Origin of the sequence: Phytobacter diazotrophicus, from assembly GCF_052061655.1 — a bacterium.
Taxonomy (GTDB): domain Bacteria; phylum Pseudomonadota; class Gammaproteobacteria; order Enterobacterales; family Enterobacteriaceae; genus Phytobacter; species Phytobacter diazotrophicus.
Genome location: NZ_CM125428.1, coordinates 5,589,302 through 5,609,882 on the forward strand (window position 1 = coordinate 5,589,302; position 20,581 = coordinate 5,609,882).

At 52.3% G+C, this 20,581-nt stretch carries 20 protein-coding genes and 1 pseudogene; 11 read left to right on the forward strand and 10 right to left on the reverse strand.

Annotation, left to right across the window (positions count from 1 at the left end):
* Positions 1 to 11: 11 nt before the first annotated feature.
* The 3 genes from fdxH to fdhE are packed head-to-tail and all read left to right on the forward strand — an operon-like array spanning position 12 to position 2,472.
* Entirely contained in the window at positions 12 to 914 is a 903-nt protein-coding gene (fdxH, locus tag ACS0RQ_RS27030; RefSeq protein ID WP_039077360.1) for a formate dehydrogenase subunit beta, read from the forward strand.
* Positions 911 to 1,546, forward strand: coding sequence for a formate dehydrogenase cytochrome b556 subunit (fdoI, locus tag ACS0RQ_RS27035; protein WP_039077361.1), 636 nt, complete (start codon positions 911 to 913; stop codon positions 1,544 to 1,546). The genes fdxH and fdoI overlap by 4 nt, the downstream gene beginning before the upstream one ends.
* Positions 1,543 to 2,472 (forward strand): formate dehydrogenase accessory protein FdhE, encoded by a 930-nt coding sequence (gene fdhE, locus ACS0RQ_RS27040; RefSeq protein WP_271850494.1) that lies wholly within the window; start codon positions 1,543 to 1,545, stop codon positions 2,470 to 2,472. The genes fdoI and fdhE overlap by 4 nt, the downstream gene beginning before the upstream one ends.
* A gap of 6 nt (positions 2,473 to 2,478) precedes the next feature.
* Here the strand turns inward: fdhE and ACS0RQ_RS27045 are convergent.
* Positions 2,479 to 2,667 (reverse strand): annotated as a pseudogene (locus ACS0RQ_RS27045) (PIN domain-containing protein); the annotation flags it as partial.
* Positions 2,668 to 2,817: 150 nt separating this feature from the next.
* Between ACS0RQ_RS27045 and ACS0RQ_RS27050 the strand changes: the two are divergent.
* Together ACS0RQ_RS27050 and ACS0RQ_RS27055 are read left to right on the forward strand one after the other, a co-directional pair.
* Positions 2,818 to 3,735: an alpha/beta hydrolase gene (locus ACS0RQ_RS27050; RefSeq protein WP_271850495.1), complete on the forward strand. Its 918-nt coding sequence runs from the start codon at positions 2,818 to 2,820 to the stop codon at positions 3,733 to 3,735.
* A 96-nt stretch (positions 3,736 to 3,831) separates the two neighbouring features.
* Positions 3,832 to 4,170, forward strand: a complete 339-nt coding sequence (locus tag ACS0RQ_RS27055; RefSeq protein ID WP_108702255.1) for a nuclear transport factor 2 family protein — start codon at positions 3,832 to 3,834, stop codon at positions 4,168 to 4,170.
* Between the two features lie 47 nt (positions 4,171 to 4,217).
* On the opposite strand, the gene fabY is transcribed toward ACS0RQ_RS27055, so the two are convergent.
* From fabY to yihX, 4 genes are read right to left on the reverse strand one after another with little or no spacing between them, the layout of a single operon-like run.
* Positions 4,218 to 5,159: a fatty acid biosynthesis protein FabY gene (fabY, locus tag ACS0RQ_RS27060; RefSeq protein WP_039077365.1), complete on the reverse strand. Its 942-nt coding sequence runs from the start codon at positions 5,157 to 5,159 to the stop codon at positions 4,218 to 4,220.
* A 44-nt stretch (positions 5,160 to 5,203) separates the two neighbouring features.
* The gene (gene dtd, locus ACS0RQ_RS27065; RefSeq protein ID WP_047372414.1) at positions 5,204 to 5,641 is read right to left on the reverse strand and encodes a D-aminoacyl-tRNA deacylase; all 438 of its coding nucleotides are present in this window, start codon (positions 5,639 to 5,641) and stop codon (positions 5,204 to 5,206) included.
* Positions 5,638 to 6,507, reverse strand: coding sequence for a virulence factor BrkB family protein (locus ACS0RQ_RS27070; RefSeq protein ID WP_039077367.1), 870 nt, complete (start codon positions 6,505 to 6,507; stop codon positions 5,638 to 5,640). The genes dtd and ACS0RQ_RS27070 overlap by 4 nt, the downstream gene beginning before the upstream one ends.
* Positions 6,501 to 7,100: a glucose-1-phosphatase gene (gene yihX, locus ACS0RQ_RS27075; RefSeq protein WP_271850496.1), complete on the reverse strand. Its 600-nt coding sequence runs from the start codon at positions 7,098 to 7,100 to the stop codon at positions 6,501 to 6,503. The genes ACS0RQ_RS27070 and yihX overlap by 7 nt, the downstream gene beginning before the upstream one ends.
* A gap of 116 nt (positions 7,101 to 7,216) precedes the next feature.
* Between yihX and ACS0RQ_RS27080 the strand changes: the two genes are divergently transcribed.
* Complete coding sequence (locus ACS0RQ_RS27080; RefSeq protein ID WP_271850497.1) at positions 7,217 to 7,339, forward strand: hypothetical protein; 123 nt, start codon at positions 7,217 to 7,219, stop codon at positions 7,337 to 7,339.
* 9 nt (positions 7,340 to 7,348) lie between these two features.
* On the opposite strand, the gene typA is transcribed toward ACS0RQ_RS27080, so the two are convergent.
* On the reverse strand, positions 7,349 to 9,172 hold the full coding sequence (gene typA, locus ACS0RQ_RS27085) for a ribosome-dependent GTPase TypA (RefSeq protein ID WP_039077369.1): 1,824 nt from the start codon (positions 9,170 to 9,172) through the stop codon (positions 7,349 to 7,351).
* Positions 9,173 to 9,552: 380 nt separating this feature from the next.
* Here typA and glnA point away from each other — a divergent pair, with 380 nt between their 5' ends.
* The 4 genes from glnA (at position 9,553) to ACS0RQ_RS27105 (ending at position 13,927) form a co-directional block, all read left to right on the forward strand.
* Entirely contained in the window at positions 9,553 to 10,962 is a 1,410-nt protein-coding gene (gene glnA, locus ACS0RQ_RS27090; RefSeq protein ID WP_039077370.1) for a glutamate--ammonia ligase, read from the forward strand.
* Between the two features lie 262 nt (positions 10,963 to 11,224).
* The gene (gene glnL / locus ACS0RQ_RS27095; RefSeq protein WP_039077371.1) at positions 11,225 to 12,274 is read left to right on the forward strand and encodes a nitrogen regulation protein NR(II); all 1,050 of its coding nucleotides are present in this window, start codon (positions 11,225 to 11,227) and stop codon (positions 12,272 to 12,274) included.
* Between the two features lie 8 nt (positions 12,275 to 12,282).
* A complete protein-coding gene (gene glnG, locus ACS0RQ_RS27100; RefSeq protein ID WP_039077372.1) occupies positions 12,283 to 13,695 on the forward strand; it encodes a nitrogen regulation protein NR(I) in 1,413 nt (470 codons plus the stop codon).
* 109 nt (positions 13,696 to 13,804) lie between these two features.
* Positions 13,805 to 13,927: a YshB family small membrane protein gene (locus tag ACS0RQ_RS27105; RefSeq protein ID WP_139153727.1), complete on the forward strand. Its 123-nt coding sequence runs from the start codon at positions 13,805 to 13,807 to the stop codon at positions 13,925 to 13,927.
* A 75-nt stretch (positions 13,928 to 14,002) separates the two neighbouring features.
* Here ACS0RQ_RS27105 and hemN read toward each other — a convergent pair whose 3' ends face one another.
* Both hemN and yihI read right to left on the reverse strand, forming a co-directional pair.
* Complete coding sequence (hemN, locus tag ACS0RQ_RS27110; RefSeq protein ID WP_271850499.1) at positions 14,003 to 15,376, reverse strand: oxygen-independent coproporphyrinogen III oxidase; 1,374 nt, start codon at positions 15,374 to 15,376, stop codon at positions 14,003 to 14,005.
* Positions 15,377 to 15,561: 185 nt separating this feature from the next.
* Positions 15,562 to 16,074, reverse strand: coding sequence for a Der GTPase-activating protein YihI (gene yihI, locus ACS0RQ_RS27115; protein WP_039077374.1), 513 nt, complete (start codon positions 16,072 to 16,074; stop codon positions 15,562 to 15,564).
* Positions 16,075 to 16,648: 574 nt separating this feature from the next.
* On the opposite strand from yihI, the gene yihA reads away from it, so the two are divergent.
* Entirely contained in the window at positions 16,649 to 17,281 is a 633-nt protein-coding gene (gene yihA, locus ACS0RQ_RS27120; protein ID WP_103245895.1) for a ribosome biogenesis GTP-binding protein YihA/YsxC, read from the forward strand.
* 88 nt (positions 17,282 to 17,369) lie between these two features.
* Here the strand turns inward: yihA and spfP are convergent, their stop codons facing one another.
* Together spfP and polA are read right to left on the reverse strand one after the other, a co-directional pair.
* Positions 17,370 to 17,417 (reverse strand): small protein SpfP, encoded by a 48-nt coding sequence (gene spfP / locus ACS0RQ_RS27125; protein WP_071892919.1) that lies wholly within the window; start codon positions 17,415 to 17,417, stop codon positions 17,370 to 17,372.
* A 165-nt stretch (positions 17,418 to 17,582) separates the two neighbouring features.
* Positions 17,583 to 20,369 (reverse strand): DNA polymerase I, encoded by a 2,787-nt coding sequence (polA, locus tag ACS0RQ_RS27130; protein WP_271850500.1) that lies wholly within the window; start codon positions 20,367 to 20,369, stop codon positions 17,583 to 17,585.
* Between the last annotated feature and the right edge of the window lie 212 nt (positions 20,370 to 20,581).

The window sequence follows — 20,581 nt, forward strand, 5'->3', positions numbered from 1 at the left end:
GGAGACGAATTATGGCTTACCAATCTCAAGATATTATCCGTCGTTCCGCCACTAACGGTTTTACCCCCGCGCCACAGGCGCGGGATCACCAGCAGGAGGTGGCGAAGCTTATCGACGTCACCACCTGTATTGGGTGTAAAGCCTGTCAGGTAGCCTGCTCGGAGTGGAACGATATTCGTGATGAAGTGGGACATAACGTCGGGGTTTACGATAACCCGGCTGACCTGACCGCTAAGTCATGGACAGTCATGCGTTTTTCCGAAGTAGAGCAGAACGATAAACTGGAATGGCTTATCCGCAAAGACGGCTGCATGCACTGTGCCGATCCGGGTTGTCTGAAGGCATGTCCCTCAGAAGGGGCTATCATTCAGTATGCCAACGGGATTGTCGACTTCCAGTCTGAACAGTGTATTGGCTGCGGCTACTGCATTGCAGGCTGCCCGTTCAACGTGCCGCGCCTAAACCCGGAAGACAACCGCGTCTACAAATGTACGCTGTGCGTAGACCGCGTTACCGTCGGTCAGGAACCGGCCTGCGTGAAAACGTGCCCGACCGGCGCTATCCACTTTGGTAGCAAAGAGGATATGAAAACGCTGGCAGGCGAACGCGTGGCGGAGCTGAAAACTCGGGGTTATGACAATGCGGGCCTGTACGATCCGGCTGGCGTTGGTGGTACACACGTCATGTACGTGCTGCACCATGCCGACAAGCCGAATCTGTATCACGGCCTGCCGGAAAACCCGGAAATCAGCGCAACCGTGAAGTTCTGGAAAGGTATCTGGAAGCCGCTGGCCGCTGTGGGTTTTGCAGCGACATTTGCAGCCAGTATCTTCCACTACGTCGGTGTCGGTCCAAACCGCGCAGAGGAAGAAGACGACAATCTGCATGAAGAGAAAGACGAGGTGCGCAAATGAAAAGACGTGACACCATCGTGCGCTACACGGCGCCGGAACGCATCAACCATTGGGTCACCGCCTTCTGCTTCGTGCTGGCGGCGGTGAGCGGGCTGGGATTCTTTTTCCCATCCTTTAACTGGCTGATGCATATTCTGGGTACGCCGCAGTTAGCGCGTATTCTGCACCCGTTTGTTGGGGTGGTGATGTTCGCGTCGTTCATCATCATGTTCTTCCGCTACTGGCATCACAACCTAATCAATCGGGATGATATCTTTTGGGCGAAGAATATTCGTAAGATCGTCGTCAACGAGGAAGTGGGTGATACCGGGCGCTATAACTTCGGCCAGAAATGTGTGTTCTGGGCGGCGATTCTCTTCCTGGTGTTGTTGCTGGTGAGCGGCATCATCATGTGGCGTCCGTACTTCGCACCCGTTTTCTCTATCCCGGTCATTCGAATCGCGATTATGGTTCATTCGTTTGCCGCAGTAGCGTTAATTGTGGTTATTATGGTGCATATCTACGCCGCACTATGGGTGAAGGGCACGATAACCGCCATGGTGGAAGGCTGGGTAACCAAAACGTGGGCGAAGAAACATCACCCGCGCTGGTACCGTGAAGTCCGCCAGAAAGAGGAAAAAACGACGGAATGAGTATTCGCATAATCCCGCAAGACGAGCTGGAGAAGAGCGAGAAACGCACGGCGGAAGTGATTCCGCCGTTATTATTCCCCAGACTGAAAAATCTCTATAACCGCCGGGCAGAACGCCTGCGCACGTTAGCAGAGCACAATCCGCTGGGTGATTACCTGCGTTTTGCCGCGCTGATCGCCCATGCCCAGGAGGTGGTGCTGTACGACCATCCGCTGGAAATCGATCTGACAGCACGTATCAAACAGGCCGCCGCTGAGGGCAAGCCGCCGCTGGATATCCATGTCCTGCCGCGCGATAAGCACTGGCACCGGCTGCTGCACTCCCTCATTGCCGAACTCAAACCGGAAATGAGTGGGCCTGCGCTGGCCGTCATTGAAAATCTGGAAAAATCCTCCGAACAGGAGCTGGAGCAGATGGCCAGCGCGCTGTTTGCGTCTGATTTTAGCGCGGTGAGCAGTGATAAAGCGCCGTTTATTTGGGCTGCGCTTTCTCTCTACTGGTCGCAAATGGCCAGCCTGATCCCCGGCAAAGCCCGTGCGGAATATGGCGAGCAGCGTCAGTTCTGTCCGGTATGCGGATCGATACCTGTTTCAAGCGTTGTGCATATCGGCACAACTCAGGGGTTGCGCTATCTGCACTGCAATCTTTGTGAAACCGAGTGGCACGTGGTGCGCGTCAAATGCAGCAACTGCGAGCAGACTCGCGACTTACACTACTGGTCGCTGGACAACGAGAAGGCGGCAATCAAAGCCGAAAGCTGTGGCGATTGCGGCACCTATCTGAAGATTCTGTATCAGGAAAAAGATCCGAATGTGGAGCCTGTTGCCGATGATTTAGCTTCGCTGGTGCTCGATGCCCGCATGGAACAGGAAGGGTTCGCCCGCAGTTCCATCAATCCATTCCTCTTCCCGGGCGAAGGGGAGTAAGCGCCATTATCTGTGCCGGGTTGCGCATACGCCCGGCGACAGTTGATACGGTGTGATCACTCCCGCTACACCGGCAAAATCACGTGTATTTCGCGTCACTCATTCACGGCGATGAATCTGCGCTGTCGCCAGGATTATGGCGTCTGGCAGCGTCATGCCATATTCTTGCCACAGTTTACCGCTCCGCTCTGCAATCTAACCTGTGCATGAATAAGGCGTCTTTCTGCCTGTATTTCATCTTTGCGAGACACTTTCCAGATTCACTCGCCTCCTGAAAATCACCTTTCCCACCGACGTCAATCCAGGTTATAACACTGGATATATATACAGAATGGAGATGTGGTAATGGCGCTGGAAATCGGAATTGCAGAGCTGGTCAGGGAGTTTATTGCCGCCGGGCGACCATCCTCGCGAGATAAAAGTATTGATGAACGGAGGGCGGGCTACATCGCCAGTACCGTGCTGGCGGGCGAAACGGAAACCCGGGTAAACGTAGAAGATGTGCATCTCGACGGTATGGCGTTTCGCGTTATCTCCCCGCTTGAGGCAGCCGGCCCATTGTCAACGCTTGTCTATTACCACGGCGGCTGCTTTATCAGCGGCGAGTTTGCCACACATGACAACCAGTTGCGCCAGCTCGCTTTTCATAGCGGCTGCCGGGTGATTGCGGTGCAATATCGTCTGGCCCCGGAGTATCCCTTTCCTGCCGCGCATGATGACGCGTACAGAGGGGCAGAGATTATCTGGCAATACGCCGATGAGCTGGGCGTGGATCGGCAAAAAATCACCCTCGCAGGAGACAGCGCGGGTGGTCATCTGGCACTGGTTACGGCACTTCGTCTTAAAGCAGCGCAGGCATGGCAACCCGCTCAATTGATCCTGATTTATCCAATGCTCGATGCCACCGCCTATTTTGAAAGCTATACCAGCAACGGCGAGGACTATGTGATTACCCGTGACGCGCTGCTGAGCGGCTACGAGCTATATCTCGGTGACACGGATCCCATGCATCCGGAAGCCAGCCCGCTCTGGCGCGATGATTTTAACGGTCTTCCTCCGGTGCATATTCTTACTGCCGAATATGACCCGCTCTGCGATGAAGGCGAAGCGTTGTTTCAACGGCTGACCGAGCAAGGGGTGGCATGTTCCTGCCAGCACCATCTTGGGGTGATTCACGGTTTCTTTCAGCTTGCCGGCATCAGCAAAACAGCTCGCGGGGCGATAAGAGATGTGGCATGGCGGTTGAGAGCGTTACCACATTGAGAACTTAATGAAGGTTTGCGTAGCGGCGAAAGTTCATTAACGCTGCAAGAGATAGCTGAAAGGAAGAAACACCCCTTAACTAAACAAGGAAACACCATGTCCATCGTTGCGCCCGTCGAAAAACAATTTGCCGCTTATAACGCCCATGACATTGAGATGTTCGTGGCCTGTTTTAGCGAAGATTTTACCGCATGGCGTATGCCAGCCACATCCCCTTCCACCCGTGGTCGGGAAGCACTGCGCGCATTTTACAGCCAGCATCGTTTTAACAACCCGGCGCTGAGGGCGGAGTTGCTTAGCCGCACCGTGATGGGCAATAAGGTGTTCGATCACGAAAAAATCTATGGCATCGGCGAGCAGGTTATCGAGAATATGGCGGTGTATGAGATTCAGGATGGCTTGATTAAAACCGCGTGGTTTTACTTTGCTGAATAGCTTTATTTTGCCTGGGTCGAGCCCGGCGCGGGCGCCGGACTCGCTAATCACTCTTCTTCGTTGCCGCCTTCTTCATAGGCGCCATAAGGTTTAGCGGGTAACACGATATAAACCGCCTCAAACAAGGCACCCTGTTTATCGTCGCCAAACAGTTCAACCTGCAACTGAACACGCGCTTTACGCCCGCGAGCCAGTCTGTCGAGGTCACCGCTCAGAGAGCCGAGATCGGCAATTGCGCTCGGTTTACCCGTGATTGGCGTGCTGTAACGGATATGCGCATCGGCAAGAATAATCGTCCCGCCCAGATGCCGCTCGCGCAGCATCAACCAGATAAGCCCCCAGCCCGTTAGCGTCGCCAGCGAAAACAAGCTTCCGGCGAACAGTGTATGGTGCGGGTTCTGGTTGCCCGTCTCCGGCATGGTGGTGATAAATTTCTGACCGGTGTACTGCTGAATGCGCACACCCATCTTTTCGCTGAGTGGAATATGCTGATACCAGGCCTGCTGCAACTGCCCACACCAGTCGCCGCGATGCAGAATATCATCCAGCGTCGCCACGGGTTTGATCATCAGGAAATGGCGCACCGGTGTGGTTTGCGGGGCAGTGATTTCGCCCTCATTGATAAAACCCAGTTTTGCGAAGAACTCTACCGCATCTTCACGTGCGCTACAGGTCACCCGCTTCACACCTTCCTGACGCGCGACAGACTCCAGCGTCATCGCCATCAGCGTGCCGAGCCCTTTATCCTGTACGGAGGGGTGGACGGCCATAAAACGGATCGAAGCCTCATTATCAGCATTGATATATAACCGCCCAACGGCAACGATTTCGCCTTCTTCATCCACAACCATTTGATGATGGGCCATGGCATCCCAGGCGTCACGTTCGGAACCTTTAGGTTGATGCAATGGCTTGCGCAGCATCTCCCAACGGAACTGGTAGTAAAGCTCTAGCTCTTCTTCTGTTTGCGGTACGCGAAGGTGATACATAGCTGTATTCTCTCTTGTTACCCGTGGCAACTCCGCAAGCTGGCTCATACTTGCAACCAGAACGTTACGGGGCCGTCATTAACCAGCGATACCTGCATATCCGCGGCGAATCGTCCGGTCTGTGTTTCTATCTGCTGGCTACGGCAGCGACTGACGAAATAGTCATACAGCGCCTCCGCCTTTTCCGGCGCGGCCCCTCTGGAAAAGCCAGGACGCATGCCGCGTTCGGTATCCGCCGCCAGCGTAAATTGTGACACCACCAGCACGCTGCCGCCGGACTGCTGAACATTGAGGTTCATCTTGCCGTCAGCGTCACTGAAAATACGATACCCCAGTACGCGCTCGCACAGGCGGTTCGCTTTTTGCTCGTCATCTTCCCTTTCGACACCTAACAACACCAAAAGTCCCGGACCGATTTCGCCCGTCACTTCACCCGCCACGGTAACGCTGGCCTGGGATACACGTTGTATCAATGCAATCATGGTTGGTCTTCTTCTTGTTCTGCGGCTTTTTTTAATCGTCGATATTCACCGAGAGTGACAGTTATTTCAGCGCCAAGCAAGACGATACACCATGTCCAGTAGACCCACAGAAACAAAATCGGGACCACCGCCAGCACGCCATAAATGAGCTGGTAAGAAGGAAATGTGGTGATATAAAGCGCAAACCCTTTTTTCCCCGCTTCAAACAATAGAGCGGCGACAAAAGCACCAATCACTGCATCACGATTGGGCACGCGGGTGGTTGGTACAATGCTGTACAACAACCAAAAAGAGATCCACGACAAAATGAGCGGGAAAACGCGCAGCATATTATCTATCGCGCCATTGAGCCCACTGGCCCAACGCAGAGAGAGCAAATAGGAGCTTATCGCCAGGCTTGCCCCGGCAAGCAGCGGCCCCAGCGTCAGGATCATCCAGTAGACAGCAAAGGAGTATATCCGTGGACGCACGCGCGTACTGCGCCAGATAGAATTAAGTGCGCTGTCGATGGAGTACATCAACAGCAATGAGGTGACCACCAACCCACAAGCTCCAACGGCAGTCATTTTGCTTGAATTGGCAACGAACTGTTCGATATAGCGTTGAATCACATCGCCGGTAGTCGGAATAAAATTAGCAAAAACAAAGTGACGCAGTTGGATGCTAACCTCAGAAAACATCGGAAAAGCGGCAAATAACGCAAAGATAACGGCAATGAGTGGCACCAATGAAAGCAACGAAACATAGGCGAGATTTCCCGCCAGTGTTGTCATGTGGTCTTCATCAATACGCAGCCAGAGTAATTTCAGCCACGACCAAATGGGTCGCGTATGGTGTTTCGTTTTATGGCGAATAAATTTCAGCATAACTGCTTCGCAAAATAGTCAGGGAGGGTGTTCTTACCCGTCACCAGAATACTGGTGATCCCCAACTGGTTAGCCCCTTCTATATTATTGGCATTATCATCGAAAAAGACAGTATTATCAGCGCTATAGCCTTCCAGTTCGAGAACACGTTGGTAGATGCGTGCTTCCGGCTTACGCATCCCCATGTCTTGCGAAAGATAAATATGGTCGGCGGCAGCCAAAATTTCCGGGTATTGATCCGGCCAGTACGTGGTATGAAGACTGTTGGTATTGGAGAGCACGACCACGCGGTGCCCCTGCTCACGCAGTTTTTGCATGATGCTGATAACGTCCTTACGCAGGGAGACAAAAACCGCCTGCCAGCCCGTTGCGAACTGCTCAAAGCTTAACGACATAGACATCTCTTCACAGAGCGCTTTGGCAAAATCTTCATCACTGATTTCACCCCGTTCATGAAGCTGGAACGTCTCGCCCATCGTGAAACTTTGTTTGAGCGTCGCAAGCGGCACGCGGCTAAAGTCACTCCATACGCCCAGCACCCGATTGAAGTCGATATCAACGATCACGTTACCCAAATCAAAGATATAGAGCATCTCTCTCTCCTTATTTTCCGTGGAAAGTTAACTGTAGCGGGAAAGTCAGAAGTTGAATAGTTTGCCCGCGCTGGCAAGCAACAGGATTGTGATGGGTAGAGGTTCCCGAACAGACGATGATGAAAAAAGCAGATCCCATTTATCAGGTGGTACGTACTCAGCAAAAGAAAAAGCCGCTGAGAGCAGCGGCTTTTTTCCGGCTGGCCATTACGCCCGCCCGGCATCACGTATCTGGTTAAAAAAGAAGATTAGTCTTCTTTAGAACCACGGTTAGCGCGACGACGATCGTTTTCCGTCAGGTGACGTTTACGAATACGGATAGAGGTCGGGGTAACTTCTACCAGTTCGTCATCATCGATGAACTCCAGAGCCTGCTCCAGAGTCATCTTAACCGGCGGAACCAGAACCGTTGCTTCGTCAGTACCGGACGCACGCATGTTGGTCAGTTTCTTACCGGTCAGGCAGTTTACAGTCAGGTCGTTAGAACGACTGTGAATACCAATGATCTGACCTTCGTAAACTTCTGCGCCGTGGCCCAGGAACAGCTTACCGCGGTCCTGCAGGCTGAACAGTGCAAACGCAACCGCTTTACCCTGACCGTTGGAGATCAGTACGCCGTTCTGACGCTGACCCACATCACCCGGACGAATGTCGTCGTAGTGGCTGAACGTGGAGTACAGCAGACCCGTACCAGAGGTCATGGTCATGAACTCAGAACGGAAGCCGATCAGGCCACGGCTTGGGATAACGTAGTCGAGACGTACGCGGCCTTTGCCATCTGGATTCATGTTTTTCAGGTCGCCTTTACGCTCACCCAGTGCCTGCATCACAGAACCCTGGTGCTGCTCTTCGACGTCCAGCGTGACGTTTTCGAACGGCTCTTGTTTACGGCCGTCGATTTCGCGGAAGATAACTTTCGGACGGGAAACCGCCATCTCGAAACCTTCACGACGCATGTTCTCGATCAGCACCGACAGGTGCAGCTCACCACGACCGGAAACGCGGAATGCATCAGCGTCTTCGGTTTCTTCTACGCGCAGCGCGACGTTGTGTACCAGCTCTTTGTTCAGGCGGTCAAGAATCTGACGAGAGGTAACGTACTTACCTTCTTTACCACAGAACGGAGAGGTGTTTACGCAGAAGAACATGGTTACGGTCGGCTCATCAACAGACAGTGCCGGCAGTGCTTCAACATTCTGCGTATCGCAGATGGTGTCAGAGATGTTCAGCTCGCCCAGACCGGTGATCGCGATGATATCGCCCGCTTCTGCGATATCGCTCTCGATACGCTCCAGACCCAGGTGGGTCAGAACTTTACCGACTTTACCGTTACGGGTTTTGCCTTCGCTATCAATGATAGTGACCTGCTGGTTCGGTTTCACTTTACCGCGTTTGATACGGCCGATACCGATGACGCCAACGTAGTTGTTGTAGTCCAACTGGGAGATTTGCATCTGCAGCGGGCCATCAAGGTCTACGTTTGGTGCCGGTACGCGATCAACGATGGTCTGATACAGCGGCGTCATGTCTTCCGCCATATCTTCGTGATCCAGACCCGCGATACCGTTCAGCGCAGAAGCGTAAACGATAGGGAAGTCCAGCTGTTCGTCGGTAGCGTCAAGGTTTACGAACAGGTCGAATACCTGATCGACAACCCAGTCAGGACGTGCGCCCGGACGGTCGACTTTGTTGATAACAACAATCGGTTTCAGGCCATGAGCAAAGGCTTTTTTGGTCACGAAGCGCGTCTGCGGCATCGGACCATCCATTGCATCAACGACCAACAGAACGGAATCTACCATGGACATGACACGTTCAACTTCACCACCGAAGTCGGCGTGCCCCGGGGTATCAACGATGTTGATACGGTAATCATTCCATTTGATAGCGGTGTTTTTAGCCAGGATGGTAATCCCACGCTCTTTCTCCAAATCGTTGGAGTCCATCACTCGCTCTTGAGTTTCGGCACGCGCATCAAACGTACCGGATTGCTGCAGCAGCTTATCAACCAGGGTAGTTTTACCATGGTCAACGTGCGCGATGATGGCGATGTTACGCAGATTTTCGATCACAACTTTGCCTCAGGCATTTAGAAATAGCGCGTTATTGTACACGGATTAATCGCACTACAAAACAGGATCACAAACATCCCCCGCAAACAAGTATTGCAGGGTTGCTTTGTGATCATTTTCACGAAGCGAAATCGGGCTGCTCAACTAAAATCGCACCAATTCGGTGCTCAATGTTCACATGAAAGCACTGAATTGGTGCAACATAACCATTGTGGTGCAGCCCTTTTGCACTATGGTGCGCATAATAGCGCCTTTTTAGTGACATTTAAAAGTTGGCATAGATTTCGCTTTATCTTTTTCATGGCAACAACGACAGGTTAGCGCCGTAATTGTAGACCTCGTTACCACGACGACAATGATAAATCCGGGAGAGTTTAAGTATGTCCGCTGAACACGTTTTGACGATGCTGAACGAGCACGAAGTCAAGTTTGTTGATTTGCGCTTCACCGACACTAAAGGTAAAGAGCAGCACGTCACGATCCCAGCTCATCAGGTAAATGCTGACTTCTTTGAAGAAGGCAAGATGTTTGATGGCTCCTCGATTGGTGGCTGGAAAGGCATTAACGAATCTGACATGGTACTGATGCCGGACGCCTCTACCGCTGTCATTGACCCGTTCTACGAAGAACCGACTCTGATCATCCGTTGCGATATCCTCGAGCCGGGCACCATGCAGGGCTACGATCGCGACCCGCGCTCCATCGCAAAACGCGCTGAAGAATACCTGCGCGCAACAGGCATCGCAGACACCGTTCTGTTCGGGCCTGAGCCAGAGTTCTTCCTGTTCGACGACGTACGCTTCGGCAGCTCTATTTCCGGTTCCCACGTTGCTATCGATGATATCGAAGGCGCATGGAACTCCTCCACCAAATACGAAGGCGGTAACAAAGGTCACCGTCCGGCTGTTAAAGGTGGTTACTTCCCGGTTCCACCAGTGGACTCCGCACAAGACCTGCGCTCCACTATGTGTCTGGTAATGGAAGAGATGGGCCTGGTTGTTGAAGCTCATCACCACGAAGTTGCAACTGCTGGTCAGAACGAAGTGGCAACCCGCTTCAATACCATGACCAAAAAAGCAGACGAAATTCAGATCTACAAATATGTGGTTCACAACGTTGCGCACCGTTTCGGTAAAACTGCAACCTTTATGCCGAAACCGATGTTCGGTGATAACGGTTCCGGTATGCACTGCCACATGTCTCTGTCCAAGAACGGCGTAAACCTGTTCTCTGGCGACAAATATGCTGGTCTGTCTGAGCAGGCGCTGTACTACATCGGCGGCGTTATTAAACACGCTAAAGCGATCAACGCCCTGTCTAACCCGACTACCAACTCCTACAAACGTCTGGTCCCGGGTTACGAAGCACCGGTTATGCTGGCTTACTCTGCCCGTAACCGTTCAGCTTCCATCCGTATTCCGGTGGTTGCATCTCCGAAAGCGCGTCGTATTGAAGTGCGTTTCCCGGACCCGGCTGCTAACCCGTACCTGTGCTTCGCAGCGCTGCTGATGGCTGGTCTTGATGGCATCAAGAACAAAATCCATCCGGGCGAAGCGATGGACAAAAACCTGTATGACCTGCCAGCTGAAGAAGCGAAAGAAATCCCGCAGGTTGCAGGCTCTCTGGAAGAAGCACTGAACTGCCTGAACGAAGACCGCGAGTTCCTGACTGCGGGTGGCGTATTCACCGACGACGCAATTGATGCTTACATCGCTCTGCGTATCGAAGAAAACGACCGCGTACGCATGACGCCGCACCCGGTAGAGTTCGAGCTGTACTACAGCGTTTAATAATTTAAATCCGAGGGATTTCTTGTTACGGCAAGGCGGCGATTGAGTGAATCCCCGGGAGCATAGAGTTCTATGCTCCCGGGGTAAGCGAAGGAAGCCAACGCCGCTGTAGCGAGAAAGACATAGGATATTTTGTTGCCGTGGAAACTTTCAGCCCATCCTAGATGGGCTTTTTTCTCCACCAACAACCTGAATTACCGCCTTATTTACTTATAAAACGCTATACTGCACTAAAACAGTGCATTCTTTGGGAGACTGCTGGATGGCAAGTGGCTCGTTGCCCGATGCTGGGCAGATCCTCAATTCTTTAATCAACAGCATTTTGCTGGTTGATGACGAGCTGGCGGTACATTACGCCAACCCGGCGGCACAACAACTTCTGGCGCAAAGTTCCCGTAAGTTATTCGGTACGCCTTTGCCGGACCTGCTGAGTTATTTCTCGCTCAATATCGTCCTGATGCGGGAAAGTCTCGATGCCGGACAAGGCTTTACGGACAATGAAGTCACCCTCGTTATCGACGGACGTTCACATATTCTCTCGTTAACGGCGCAACGGTTGCCTGAGGGCCTCATCCTTCTGGAGATGGCACCAATGGACAATCAGCGACGCCTGAGCCAGGAACAGCTCCAGCACGCCCAGCAAGTGGCAGCGCGCGATCTGGTACGCGGCCTGGCGCATGAAATCAAAAACCCGCTCGGAGGCTTACGTGGCGCGGCGCAGTTGTTAAGCAAAGCCCTGCCTGACCCTTCGTTGCTGGAATACACCAAAGTCATCATCGAGCAGGCCGACCGTCTGCGTAACCTGGTGGACCGACTGCTTGGGCCACAACAGCCCGGTATGCACGTAACAGAAAGCATTCATAAAGTTGCTGAACGTGTCGTGAAACTGGTGTCGATGGAATTACCCGATAACGTCACCCTGGTGCGCGACTATGATCCGAGCCTGCCGGAGCTGGCACACGATCCCGATCAGATTGAACAGGTGCTACTGAACATTGTTCGCAACGCACTCCAGGCGCTGGGACCTGAGGGCGGCGAAATTATTCTGCGTACCCGCACCGCGTTTCAGCTCACTCTGCACGGCGTTCGCTATCGCCTTGCGGCACGTATTGATGTGGAAGATAACGGGCCTGGTATTCCGTCAAACCTGCAGGACACGCTGTTTTACCCGATGGTGAGCGGGCGTGAAGGCGGTACTGGCTTAGGGTTATCTATCGCACGAAGTTTGATTGATCAACACTCTGGCAAAATTGAATTCACCAGTTGGCCAGGCCATACCGAGTTCTCGGTGTTCCTGCCTATTCGGAAATAGAGGTGTTTATGCAACGAGGGATAGTCTGGATCGTTGATGACGATAGCTCCATCCGTTGGGTGCTTGAACGCGCGCTCACCGGGGCTGGCTTGAGCTGTACAACGTTTGAAAACGCAAATGAAGTGCTTGATGCGCTTACCACCAAAACGCCGGACGTGCTGCTGTCAGATATTCGCATGCCCGGTATGGACGGTCTTGCCCTGTTAAAGCAAATCAAACAGCGCCACCCGATGCTTCCGGTCATCATTATGACCGCGCATTCCGATCTGGATGCGGCAGTCAGCGCGTATCAGCAAGGGGCGTTTGATTATCTGCCAAAGCCATTTGATATTGACGAAGCGGTGGCGCTGGTTGAGCGCGCCATCAGCCATTATCAGGAACAGCAGCAACCGCGTAATGTGCAGGTAAGTGGGCCAACCACCGATATTATTGGTGAAGCGCCAGCCATGCAGGATGTCTTTCGCATCATTGGCCGTCTGTCGCGCTCGTCTATTAGCGTATTGATTAACGGTGAGTCCGGTACCGGTAAAGAGCTGGTCGCCCACGCGCTGCATCGTCATAGCCCGCGGGTGAAAGCACCTTTTATTGCGCTGAACATGGCGGCCATCCCAAAAGATTTGATCGAATCCGAACTGTTTGGCCACGAGAAAGGGGCGTTTACCGGCGCCAATACCATTCGTCAGGGGCGTTTCGAACAGGCCGATGGCGGTACGCTGTTTCTCGATGAAATCGGTGATATGCCACTGGATGTACAGACCCGCTTGCTGCGCGTTCTGGCCGATGGACAGTTCTATCGTGTCGGTGGCTATGCGCCGGTGAAGGTCGATGTTCGCATCATCGCCGCAACGCACCAAAACCTGGAGATGCGGGTGCAGGAAGGAAAATTCCGCGAGGATTTATTCCACCGCCTGAACGTTATCCGCGTGCACCTTCCGCCGCTGCGTGAACGTCGCGAAGATATTCCCCGCCTGGCGCGCCATTTTCTTCAGGTCGCCGCACGCGAACTGGGCGTGGAAGCGAAGCAGTTGCATCCGGAAACCGAAGCGGCGCTCACTCGCCTGGCCTGGCCGGGTAACGTGCGCCAGTTGGAGAACACCTGCCGCTGGTTAACCGTGATGGCTGCCGGGCAGGAGGTCCTGATTCAGGATTTACCGGCTGAATTGTTTGAAACCACGATCCCGGAAAGCAGCACGGGACAGTCGCTGCCGGATAGTTGGGCAACGCTGTTGGCGCAATGGGCAGACAGAGCGCTACGTTCCGGTCATCAAAACCTGCTTTCCGAAGCACAACCAGAGATGGAACGGACCTTGTTGACCACTGCATTACGTCACACGCAGGGGCACAAACAAGAAGCAGCACGCTTGCTGGGATGGGGACGTAACACCCTGACGCGTAAGCTGAAAGAGCTGGGGATGGAGTAGTCATCCAGCTAAATGTAAAGATTGAATAGCGAGCGCAAATTGCTGCAATTTTGCGCTTTACTGTTCCGATGAGTTCAGTATGATCTTGCCCGTCCACGGGGAGGTCATCATGCTGGAATCACTCATCAATATCGTGTCGAGCAGCGCAGGCGTTAGTGCCGCTGCCAGCCATACGCCACAAGCCGCCGTCGCTGCCGTATTGTGCGCCGCGCTGTTTGGGCTATTTAGCTAAAGCGCCAGCAGGCGCTTCGCTTATCAGGTCACGGTCTGATATCCCCGGCCAGCACATCGCCGCCGGGGAAACCGTTTAAATCACTCTTGAGAACTGCTGCATCCGCGCTTTCTGGCGCAGGTACACGTCAAAGCACATGCAGATGTTGCGAATTAATAAACGCCCTTTCGCCGTTACTTCAATACCCTGCTCGTTAATCTCCACCAGCCCATCAGTCGCCAGTGGCTTTAGCAGTTTCAGGTCTTCGGCAAAGTAGTCGTTAAAGCGCAAATCCCATTGATTCTCAATGCTGCTGAAATCGAGACGGAAGTGGCAAATAAGCGCTTTAATCACGTCACGACGAATACAGTCATCACGGGTCAGCGCAATTCCCCGCCACAAGGCATTGCCGGTTTCGTCCACTTGTTGGTAATAGGCTTTTAACTCTTTCTGATTCTGCGCGTAACTGTCGCCAATCATACTGATGGCCGATACGCCCATCCCCAACAGATCGGTATCGCCCTGGGTGGTGTAACCCTGGAAGTTACGGTGGAGGACACCATCGCGCTGAGCCACAGCCAGCTCGTCATCGGGGCGGGCAAAGTGGTCCATGCCGATGAACTGATAACCCGCATCAGTCAGCGAGACAATGGTCTGCTGCAGGATATCCAGCTTTTGTTGAGCGGACGGCAGATCTGCGTCTTTGATTTTACGCTGGGCCGCAAACAGGGTGGGAAGATGCGCGTAGTTAAACACGCTCAGGCGGTCCGGGCTCAGCTCAGCCACCCGACTCAGGGTAAAAGCAAAACTTTCCGGCGTCTGTTTTGGCAAACCATAAATCAAATCAATATTGGTCGAGGTGAAGCCAATGTCGCGCGCACGTTTAATCAGCGCAAAGATGAAGGCCTCGTCTTGCTCACGGTTAACCAGCCGCTGGACTTCTTTATTAAAGTCCTGTACGCCCATGCTCAGGCGGTTAAAGCCTTCCGATCGCAAATGATCCAGGACATCCAGCTCAATTTCACGCGGATCCACTTCAATGGAGATTTCCGCATCGGCCTCGAATTGAAAATGACCACGCAGTAAGCTCATCAGGCGGCTAATTTGCGCTTTATTCAGGTAGGTTGGCGTACCACCACCCCAGTGAAGCTGGCTGACACGACGGTCAGTGAACAGCGGCGCACGGTGGATAATCTCTTGTTCCAGTGCATCCAGATATTGGTCAGCTTTATGCTGTTGGCGCGTAACAATCTTATTGCAGCCACAGAAATAACAAAGCTTATGGCAAAACGGAATGTGCACATACAGTGACAACGGCCGCCCTGGATAACGTGCGACGGCACTACGGAAATTTTCTTCGCCATAGTCAGCGGAAAATTCCAGTGCGGTGGGGTAGGACGTGTAGCGCGGCCCGGAATAGTTATATTTCTGGATAAGGGCCAGATCCCAGTCAATTCGTTGCTCAGACATGCTCACTCCTTCCGATAACGCCGCTGGCGGGTACGGCGGCCCGGCCTGACCTCATTTCGGGTCATAAGCCGGTTGCGCAGCCACAGTTTGCGCCGCGACAACCGCTGTAGTTTAACGAATAACCACACCAGATAACATATAACCGGAAGGGTTATAAGCAGGACAGCCAGGCCCATACCTGACCGTTAATTGCCACCTTTGAGTAGGCGCATCATATCTTCCCGGCCTTCTTCCTCTTCTTCTTCGTCATCGTCGTAGGAGAGGCCCAGTTGCTGCATTAATTCATCAATGCGGTCAAGTTTAGCGTCTACCCAGCTTTGCTCTTCAGCGCTCAGGGTTTCGCCCTCTTCAAGTCTTTCCAGCAGCGCGTCCAGGCGCTCATCGTTCTCCAGCAGATCCAGTTCAGCTTGCGGTGAAAGCATAGGTTTCTCGCTCTTTGGTTTGTGCTGCTTTTTGACCTGGGGCTCGGTCGCACCCAGTGGGATCGGTTTCTTGCTGCCAACGCGTGGATCGGCCTGAGAAGCGCCTTTTCCTGAGCCAGAAGACGCGCTCGCACCGCTTGCACGGCTGCCAGCCGCATTGCCACGGTGCTTTTTATCGCGCTTACGGTCACGCCCTTCCTGGTTGAGTTCTTCACGTGATTTACGGTGCGCTTTGCCAGGTGTTTTGCCGCGCGGAGTGGTTGAAGGTTTTTTCATGATAATCGGCTTAGATGGTTTTATTCAGTATAGAATTGCGGCGGAATCTAGCAGAAAGCAAGCAAAGAAAAAAGGCGACAGAGTAATCTGTCGCCTTTTTTTCTGACCCTCAACCCTCAATGGGTACAACGTTCCCTGTTTGCTTACAACACACCCTGTTTTTCCCTTAGCATGTCACGTTCCGTGTTATGGTCCTTTTATTCCCTTTTAAGACTGTCATCCGGACAGTTTCCTGGTCTTCGCCTCCTGGCGCTCCTGACCCCTCATCCTTAAGTCTTCATCCCGCAGGCTTCCTCGCCTTTACAAATACTTTACCTGCTTAATTTAAACTCACAAGTAACAAAACGCCCCAAAAACACAAATTCAGAAAATTCTCTAAGAACAAAACCTTTTTATTCATTAACTTACATTTTTATGACCCTGCAATTTCTCTGAAAATTCGCATAAGCTTTATGGCAAATATCCTACAAACGACAGGGGTATTCTCTGGCAGATATCCGTTGACGAGAAAAACAGCCTTTTACGTGGGTTCAGGTATAATCCCCCCATGCCCGAGATTACGGAGACGACCATTTTGACTAACTGGAACTACCAACAGACGCATTTTGTCACCAGTGCGCCTGATATTCGCCACTTACCCGCCGACACTGGTATAGAAGTGGCTTTTGCCGGCCGCTCCAATGCAGGGAAATCCAGCGCACTTAACACGCTGACAAATCAGAAAAGCCTGGCTCGTACATCCAAAACACCCGGACGTACGCAGCTGATTAACCTGTTCGAAGTGGCCGAAGGCAAACGCCTGGTGGACTTACCGGGTTACGGTTACGCAGAAGTGCCAGAAGAGATGAAACTCAAGTGGCAGCGTGCCTTAGGGGAATATCTTGAGAAGCGCCAGTGCCTGCAGGGTCTGGTTGTACTGATGGATATCCGTCATCCGCTTAAGGATCTCGATCAGCAGATGATCCAGTGGGCGGTCGAGAGCAATGTGCAGATTCTGGTGTTGTTGACGAAAGCAGACAAGCTCGCCAGCGGTGCACGTAAGGCGCAGCTTAATATGGTGCGCGAAGCAGTGGTTGCCTTTAATGGTGACGTGCAGGTTGAAGCATTTTCGTCATTGAAGAAGCAGGGCGTAGATAAATTGCGCGAGAAGCTGGATAACTGGTTTAACACCATTGCGCCGATTACCGAACAAACCACCGAAGAATAACCCTTAAGCGCGGCATCCGTCCGCGCTTTTTCTTTCTTTCGCCCAATAAAAAACGCCCCAGTCATTTCTGACTGGGGCGGCTAAATATTCAGCCAAATCCGATTACGTGAAGTAAAAGGTCTGAAAGATAGAACATCTTACCTCTGTACCCTACGTGTTTAACTCTACTCCCTTTTCGTTTTCGCACAAAGCATTTTTTGTAGTTTTTTTTCAACCTTTACATAGGGAATTCTAATGATCGTCACAAAATGTACTGGTTATGTTGCTTACTTACAGAAAAAGAAGCTTATATGACCAGTACTTAGTGCGCTTGATCCCAGTTTTGCCCACTACCGACTTCCACCAGCAGCGGCACATCCAGTTTGGTACTGCTTTCCATTAACTCGTGGATCTTTTGCGATACCGCATCCACATCGTCTTTATGCACTTCAAAGACCAGTTCATCGTGTACCTGCATGATCATTTTCACGCGCGGTTTTTCCGTTTGCAGCCACGCATCAACAGCAATCATTGCGCGTTTGATAATGTCTGCTGCCGTGCCCTGCATGGGTGCGTTGATAGCCGCACGCTCTGCACCGGCCCGACGCGCTGCGTTACTGGATTTGATGTCCGGCAGATAGAGACGACGCCCTTCCAGGGTTTCAACATAGCCCTGCTCTTTCGCCTGTGCGCGGGTGCGCTCCATATAATCCAGTACACCCGGATAGCGTTCGAAGTAGAGATCCATATACTTCTGCGACTCTTTACGCGGGATATTGAGTTGGCGGGATAAACCAAACGCGCTCATGCCATAAATCAGACCGAAGTTGATAGCTTTCGCGCTGCGTCGCTGTTCGTTCGACACACTTTCCAGCGGTAAACCAAACACTTCGGCCGCCGTTGTACGGTGGATATCCTTCCCTTCAGCAAAGGCAGAGAGCAGGCCTTTATCCCGCGACAGATGCGCCATAATGCGCAATTCAATTTGCGAGTAGTCAGCGGAAACAATGACGTAGTCTTTTGGCGCGATAAACGCCTGGCGAATACGTCGGCCTTCCTCATTGCGCACCGGAATGTTTTGTAAGTTGGGATCGGTGGAGGACAGACGCCCGGTCGCCGTGACAGCCTGGTGATAGGAAGTGTGTACGCGCCCGGTCTTTGGATTAATCATCAGCGGCAGCTTATCGGTGTAAGTCGATTTCAGTTTCGACAAACCACGGTGCTCAAGAATGACTTTGGGCAAAGGGTAATCCAGCGCCAGCTCTTCCAGAACCTCCTCGGAGGTTGAGGGTGCGCCGCCCGGTGTCTTCTTCAGCGGTTTGATGCCCTGTTTTTCAAAGAGAATCGTCTGCAGTTGTTTGGTTGAAGAAAGGTTAAAAGGCTCGCCTGCGATTTCATGGGCCTTCTTCTCTAATTCGGCCAGACGCAGGGCAATTTCTTCGGAATGTTTGTGCAGCACCGCAGGATCGATATTAACGCCATTACGCTCTACGCGGGAAAGCACCGGTACCAGGGGAATCTCTATGTTCTGGAAGATATTTAAAGGGCCAGCATTCTTTTGCAGTTCCGGCCACATCTTCAGGTGCAGTTGCAGCGTAACGTCTGCATCTTCCGCAGCATAACGCCCGGCCTGCTCCAGATCGATCTGATTAAAGGTCAGTTGGTTTTTGCCTTTACCCGCAATCTCTTCAAATGTAATGGTTTTATGCTTTAACCAGCGATCAGACAGGCTGTCCATATCATGACGACCGGCGACGCTATCCAGCGTGTAGGATTCCAGCATGGTATCAAAGGCAATGCCGCGCAGCTCAATGCCATAATTCTGCAAAATGCCACGGTCATATTTGAGGTTTTGACCCACTTTTTGGACCTTCTCATCTTCAAGCAGGTCTTTCAGTAATTCGAGCGCCCGATCGCGCGAAATCTGGGCTGGTGCATCCAGGTAATCATGCGCGACCGGAACATAAGCGGCTACACCAGGTTCGGTCGCAAACGAGAGCCCCACCAGATTAGCGCTGATATTATCCAGACTGTCCGTTTCAGTATCGAAGGCAAACACTGACGCTTTTTTGAGTTTCGCAATCCACTCGTTTAACACGTCCTCATCAAGAATGGTGACGTAGTTATCAAACGACAGGACCGCAGCAGACACTTCCGCCTCTGCTTCAACGACAACCGTCTCTTGCGGCTTACTAGCCGGTTTAGCGCCTTTTGCCTGAAGCCATTTACCGCCTTCCAGATCCGTAATCCAGCGCTTAAATTCATATTTTTTAAACAGATTGAGTAGCGTATCCGCTATCGGTTGTTGAACTTCCAATTGTTCGCAGGTCAGCTCCAGCTCAACATCCGTTTTAATGGTCGCCAGTTGATAAGAGAGGTAAGCCACCTCTTTATTTTGCTCCAGCTTCGCCGCCATATTTTTGGCGCCGCGGAAAGAGAGTTCGGCAATCTTTTCCGGCTCGGCGTACAGCGTATCCAGGCCACCAAGCCCTTGTAATAACGCCTGTGCGGTTTTTTCACCCACGCCCGGAACACCAGGAATGTTATCTGAAGAGTCGCCCATTAAAGCGAGGAAATCGATGATCAACTCCGGCGGCACGCCGTATTTGGTTACGACCTCTTCTGGCCCCAGGACAGTATTGGTCATGGTGTTGATAAGCGTAATGCCTGGCGTTACCAACTGAGCCATGTCTTTATCGCCGGTACTGATCAGGACCGGACGCCCTGCTTTTTCGGCTTCGCGCGCCAGCGTGCCGATAACATCGTCAGCCTCTACGCCTGAAACGGCCAGCAACGGTAGTCCCATCGCTTTGACCATTTCATGCAACGGCTCGATCTGCGCGCGCAGATCATCCGGCATTGGCGGACGGTGAGATTTATAGTGCTCAAACAGTTCGTCACGGAACGTTTTGCCCTTCGCATCAAACACCACTGCGGCATGTGTCGGCTGATACTGCAGGATCAGACTGCGCAGCATATTCAGGACGCCATACATAGCGCCAGTAGGCTCGCCTGCACTGTTAGTCAGCGGCGGAAACGCATGGTATGCGCGGTAGAGATAGGAAGAGCCGTCAACAAGGATAAGTGGGTTTTCTGGGATCTGAACCATGATGTCCATGCCTGTTTATCAATTTATGGCTAAAGGATGCCACAGACGGGCAAAAACATCAGTTTTTCACCGCATTTGCCGAAAAAGATTTCACGATCTGCGGGATCGCTTCCTGCGTCTTCCTGTGGATAAGTTTGTGAATTATTTCTTAAGGACTGGATTATTGTGCATTTTTTTCGATCGCAGAAAAGTAAGTCTTCTTATTTTTCAAT

Excerpts from the sequence above, each read along its gene's own strand:
- fdxH (WP_039077360.1), top strand. The coding sequence starts at position 12 with ATGGCTTACCAATCTCAAGATATTATCCGTCGTTCCGCCACTAACGGT.
- fdoI (WP_039077361.1), top strand. The coding sequence starts at position 911 with ATGAAAAGACGTGACACCATCGTGCGCTACACGGCGCCGGAACGCATC.
- fdhE (WP_271850494.1), top strand. The coding sequence starts at position 1,543 with ATGAGTATTCGCATAATCCCGCAAGACGAGCTGGAGAAGAGCGAGAAA.
- ACS0RQ_RS27050 (WP_271850495.1), top strand. The coding sequence starts at position 2,818 with ATGGCGCTGGAAATCGGAATTGCAGAGCTGGTCAGGGAGTTTATTGCC.
- ACS0RQ_RS27055 (WP_108702255.1), top strand. The coding sequence starts at position 3,832 with ATGTCCATCGTTGCGCCCGTCGAAAAACAATTTGCCGCTTATAACGCC.
- fabY (WP_039077365.1), bottom strand. The coding sequence starts at position 5,159 with ATGTATCACCTTCGCGTACCGCAAACAGAAGAAGAGCTAGAGCTTTAC.
- dtd (WP_047372414.1), bottom strand. The coding sequence starts at position 5,641 with ATGATTGCATTGATACAACGTGTATCCCAGGCCAGCGTTACCGTGGCG.
- ACS0RQ_RS27070 (WP_039077367.1), bottom strand. The coding sequence starts at position 6,507 with ATGCTGAAATTTATTCGCCATAAAACGAAACACCATACGCGACCCATT.
- yihX (WP_271850496.1), bottom strand. The coding sequence starts at position 7,100 with ATGCTCTATATCTTTGATTTGGGTAACGTGATCGTTGATATCGACTTC.
- ACS0RQ_RS27080 (WP_271850497.1), top strand. The coding sequence starts at position 7,217 with ATGATGAAAAAAGCAGATCCCATTTATCAGGTGGTACGTACTCAGCAA.
- glnA (WP_039077370.1), top strand. The coding sequence starts at position 9,553 with ATGTCCGCTGAACACGTTTTGACGATGCTGAACGAGCACGAAGTCAAG.
- glnL (WP_039077371.1), top strand. The coding sequence starts at position 11,225 with ATGGCAAGTGGCTCGTTGCCCGATGCTGGGCAGATCCTCAATTCTTTA.
- glnG (WP_039077372.1), top strand. The coding sequence starts at position 12,283 with ATGCAACGAGGGATAGTCTGGATCGTTGATGACGATAGCTCCATCCGT.
- ACS0RQ_RS27105 (WP_139153727.1), top strand. The coding sequence starts at position 13,805 with ATGCTGGAATCACTCATCAATATCGTGTCGAGCAGCGCAGGCGTTAGT.
- hemN (WP_271850499.1), bottom strand. The coding sequence starts at position 15,376 with ATGTCTGAGCAACGAATTGACTGGGATCTGGCCCTTATCCAGAAATAT.
- yihI (WP_039077374.1), bottom strand. The coding sequence starts at position 16,074 with ATGAAAAAACCTTCAACCACTCCGCGCGGCAAAACACCTGGCAAAGCG.
- polA (WP_271850500.1), bottom strand. The coding sequence starts at position 20,369 with ATGGTTCAGATCCCAGAAAACCCACTTATCCTTGTTGACGGCTCTTCC.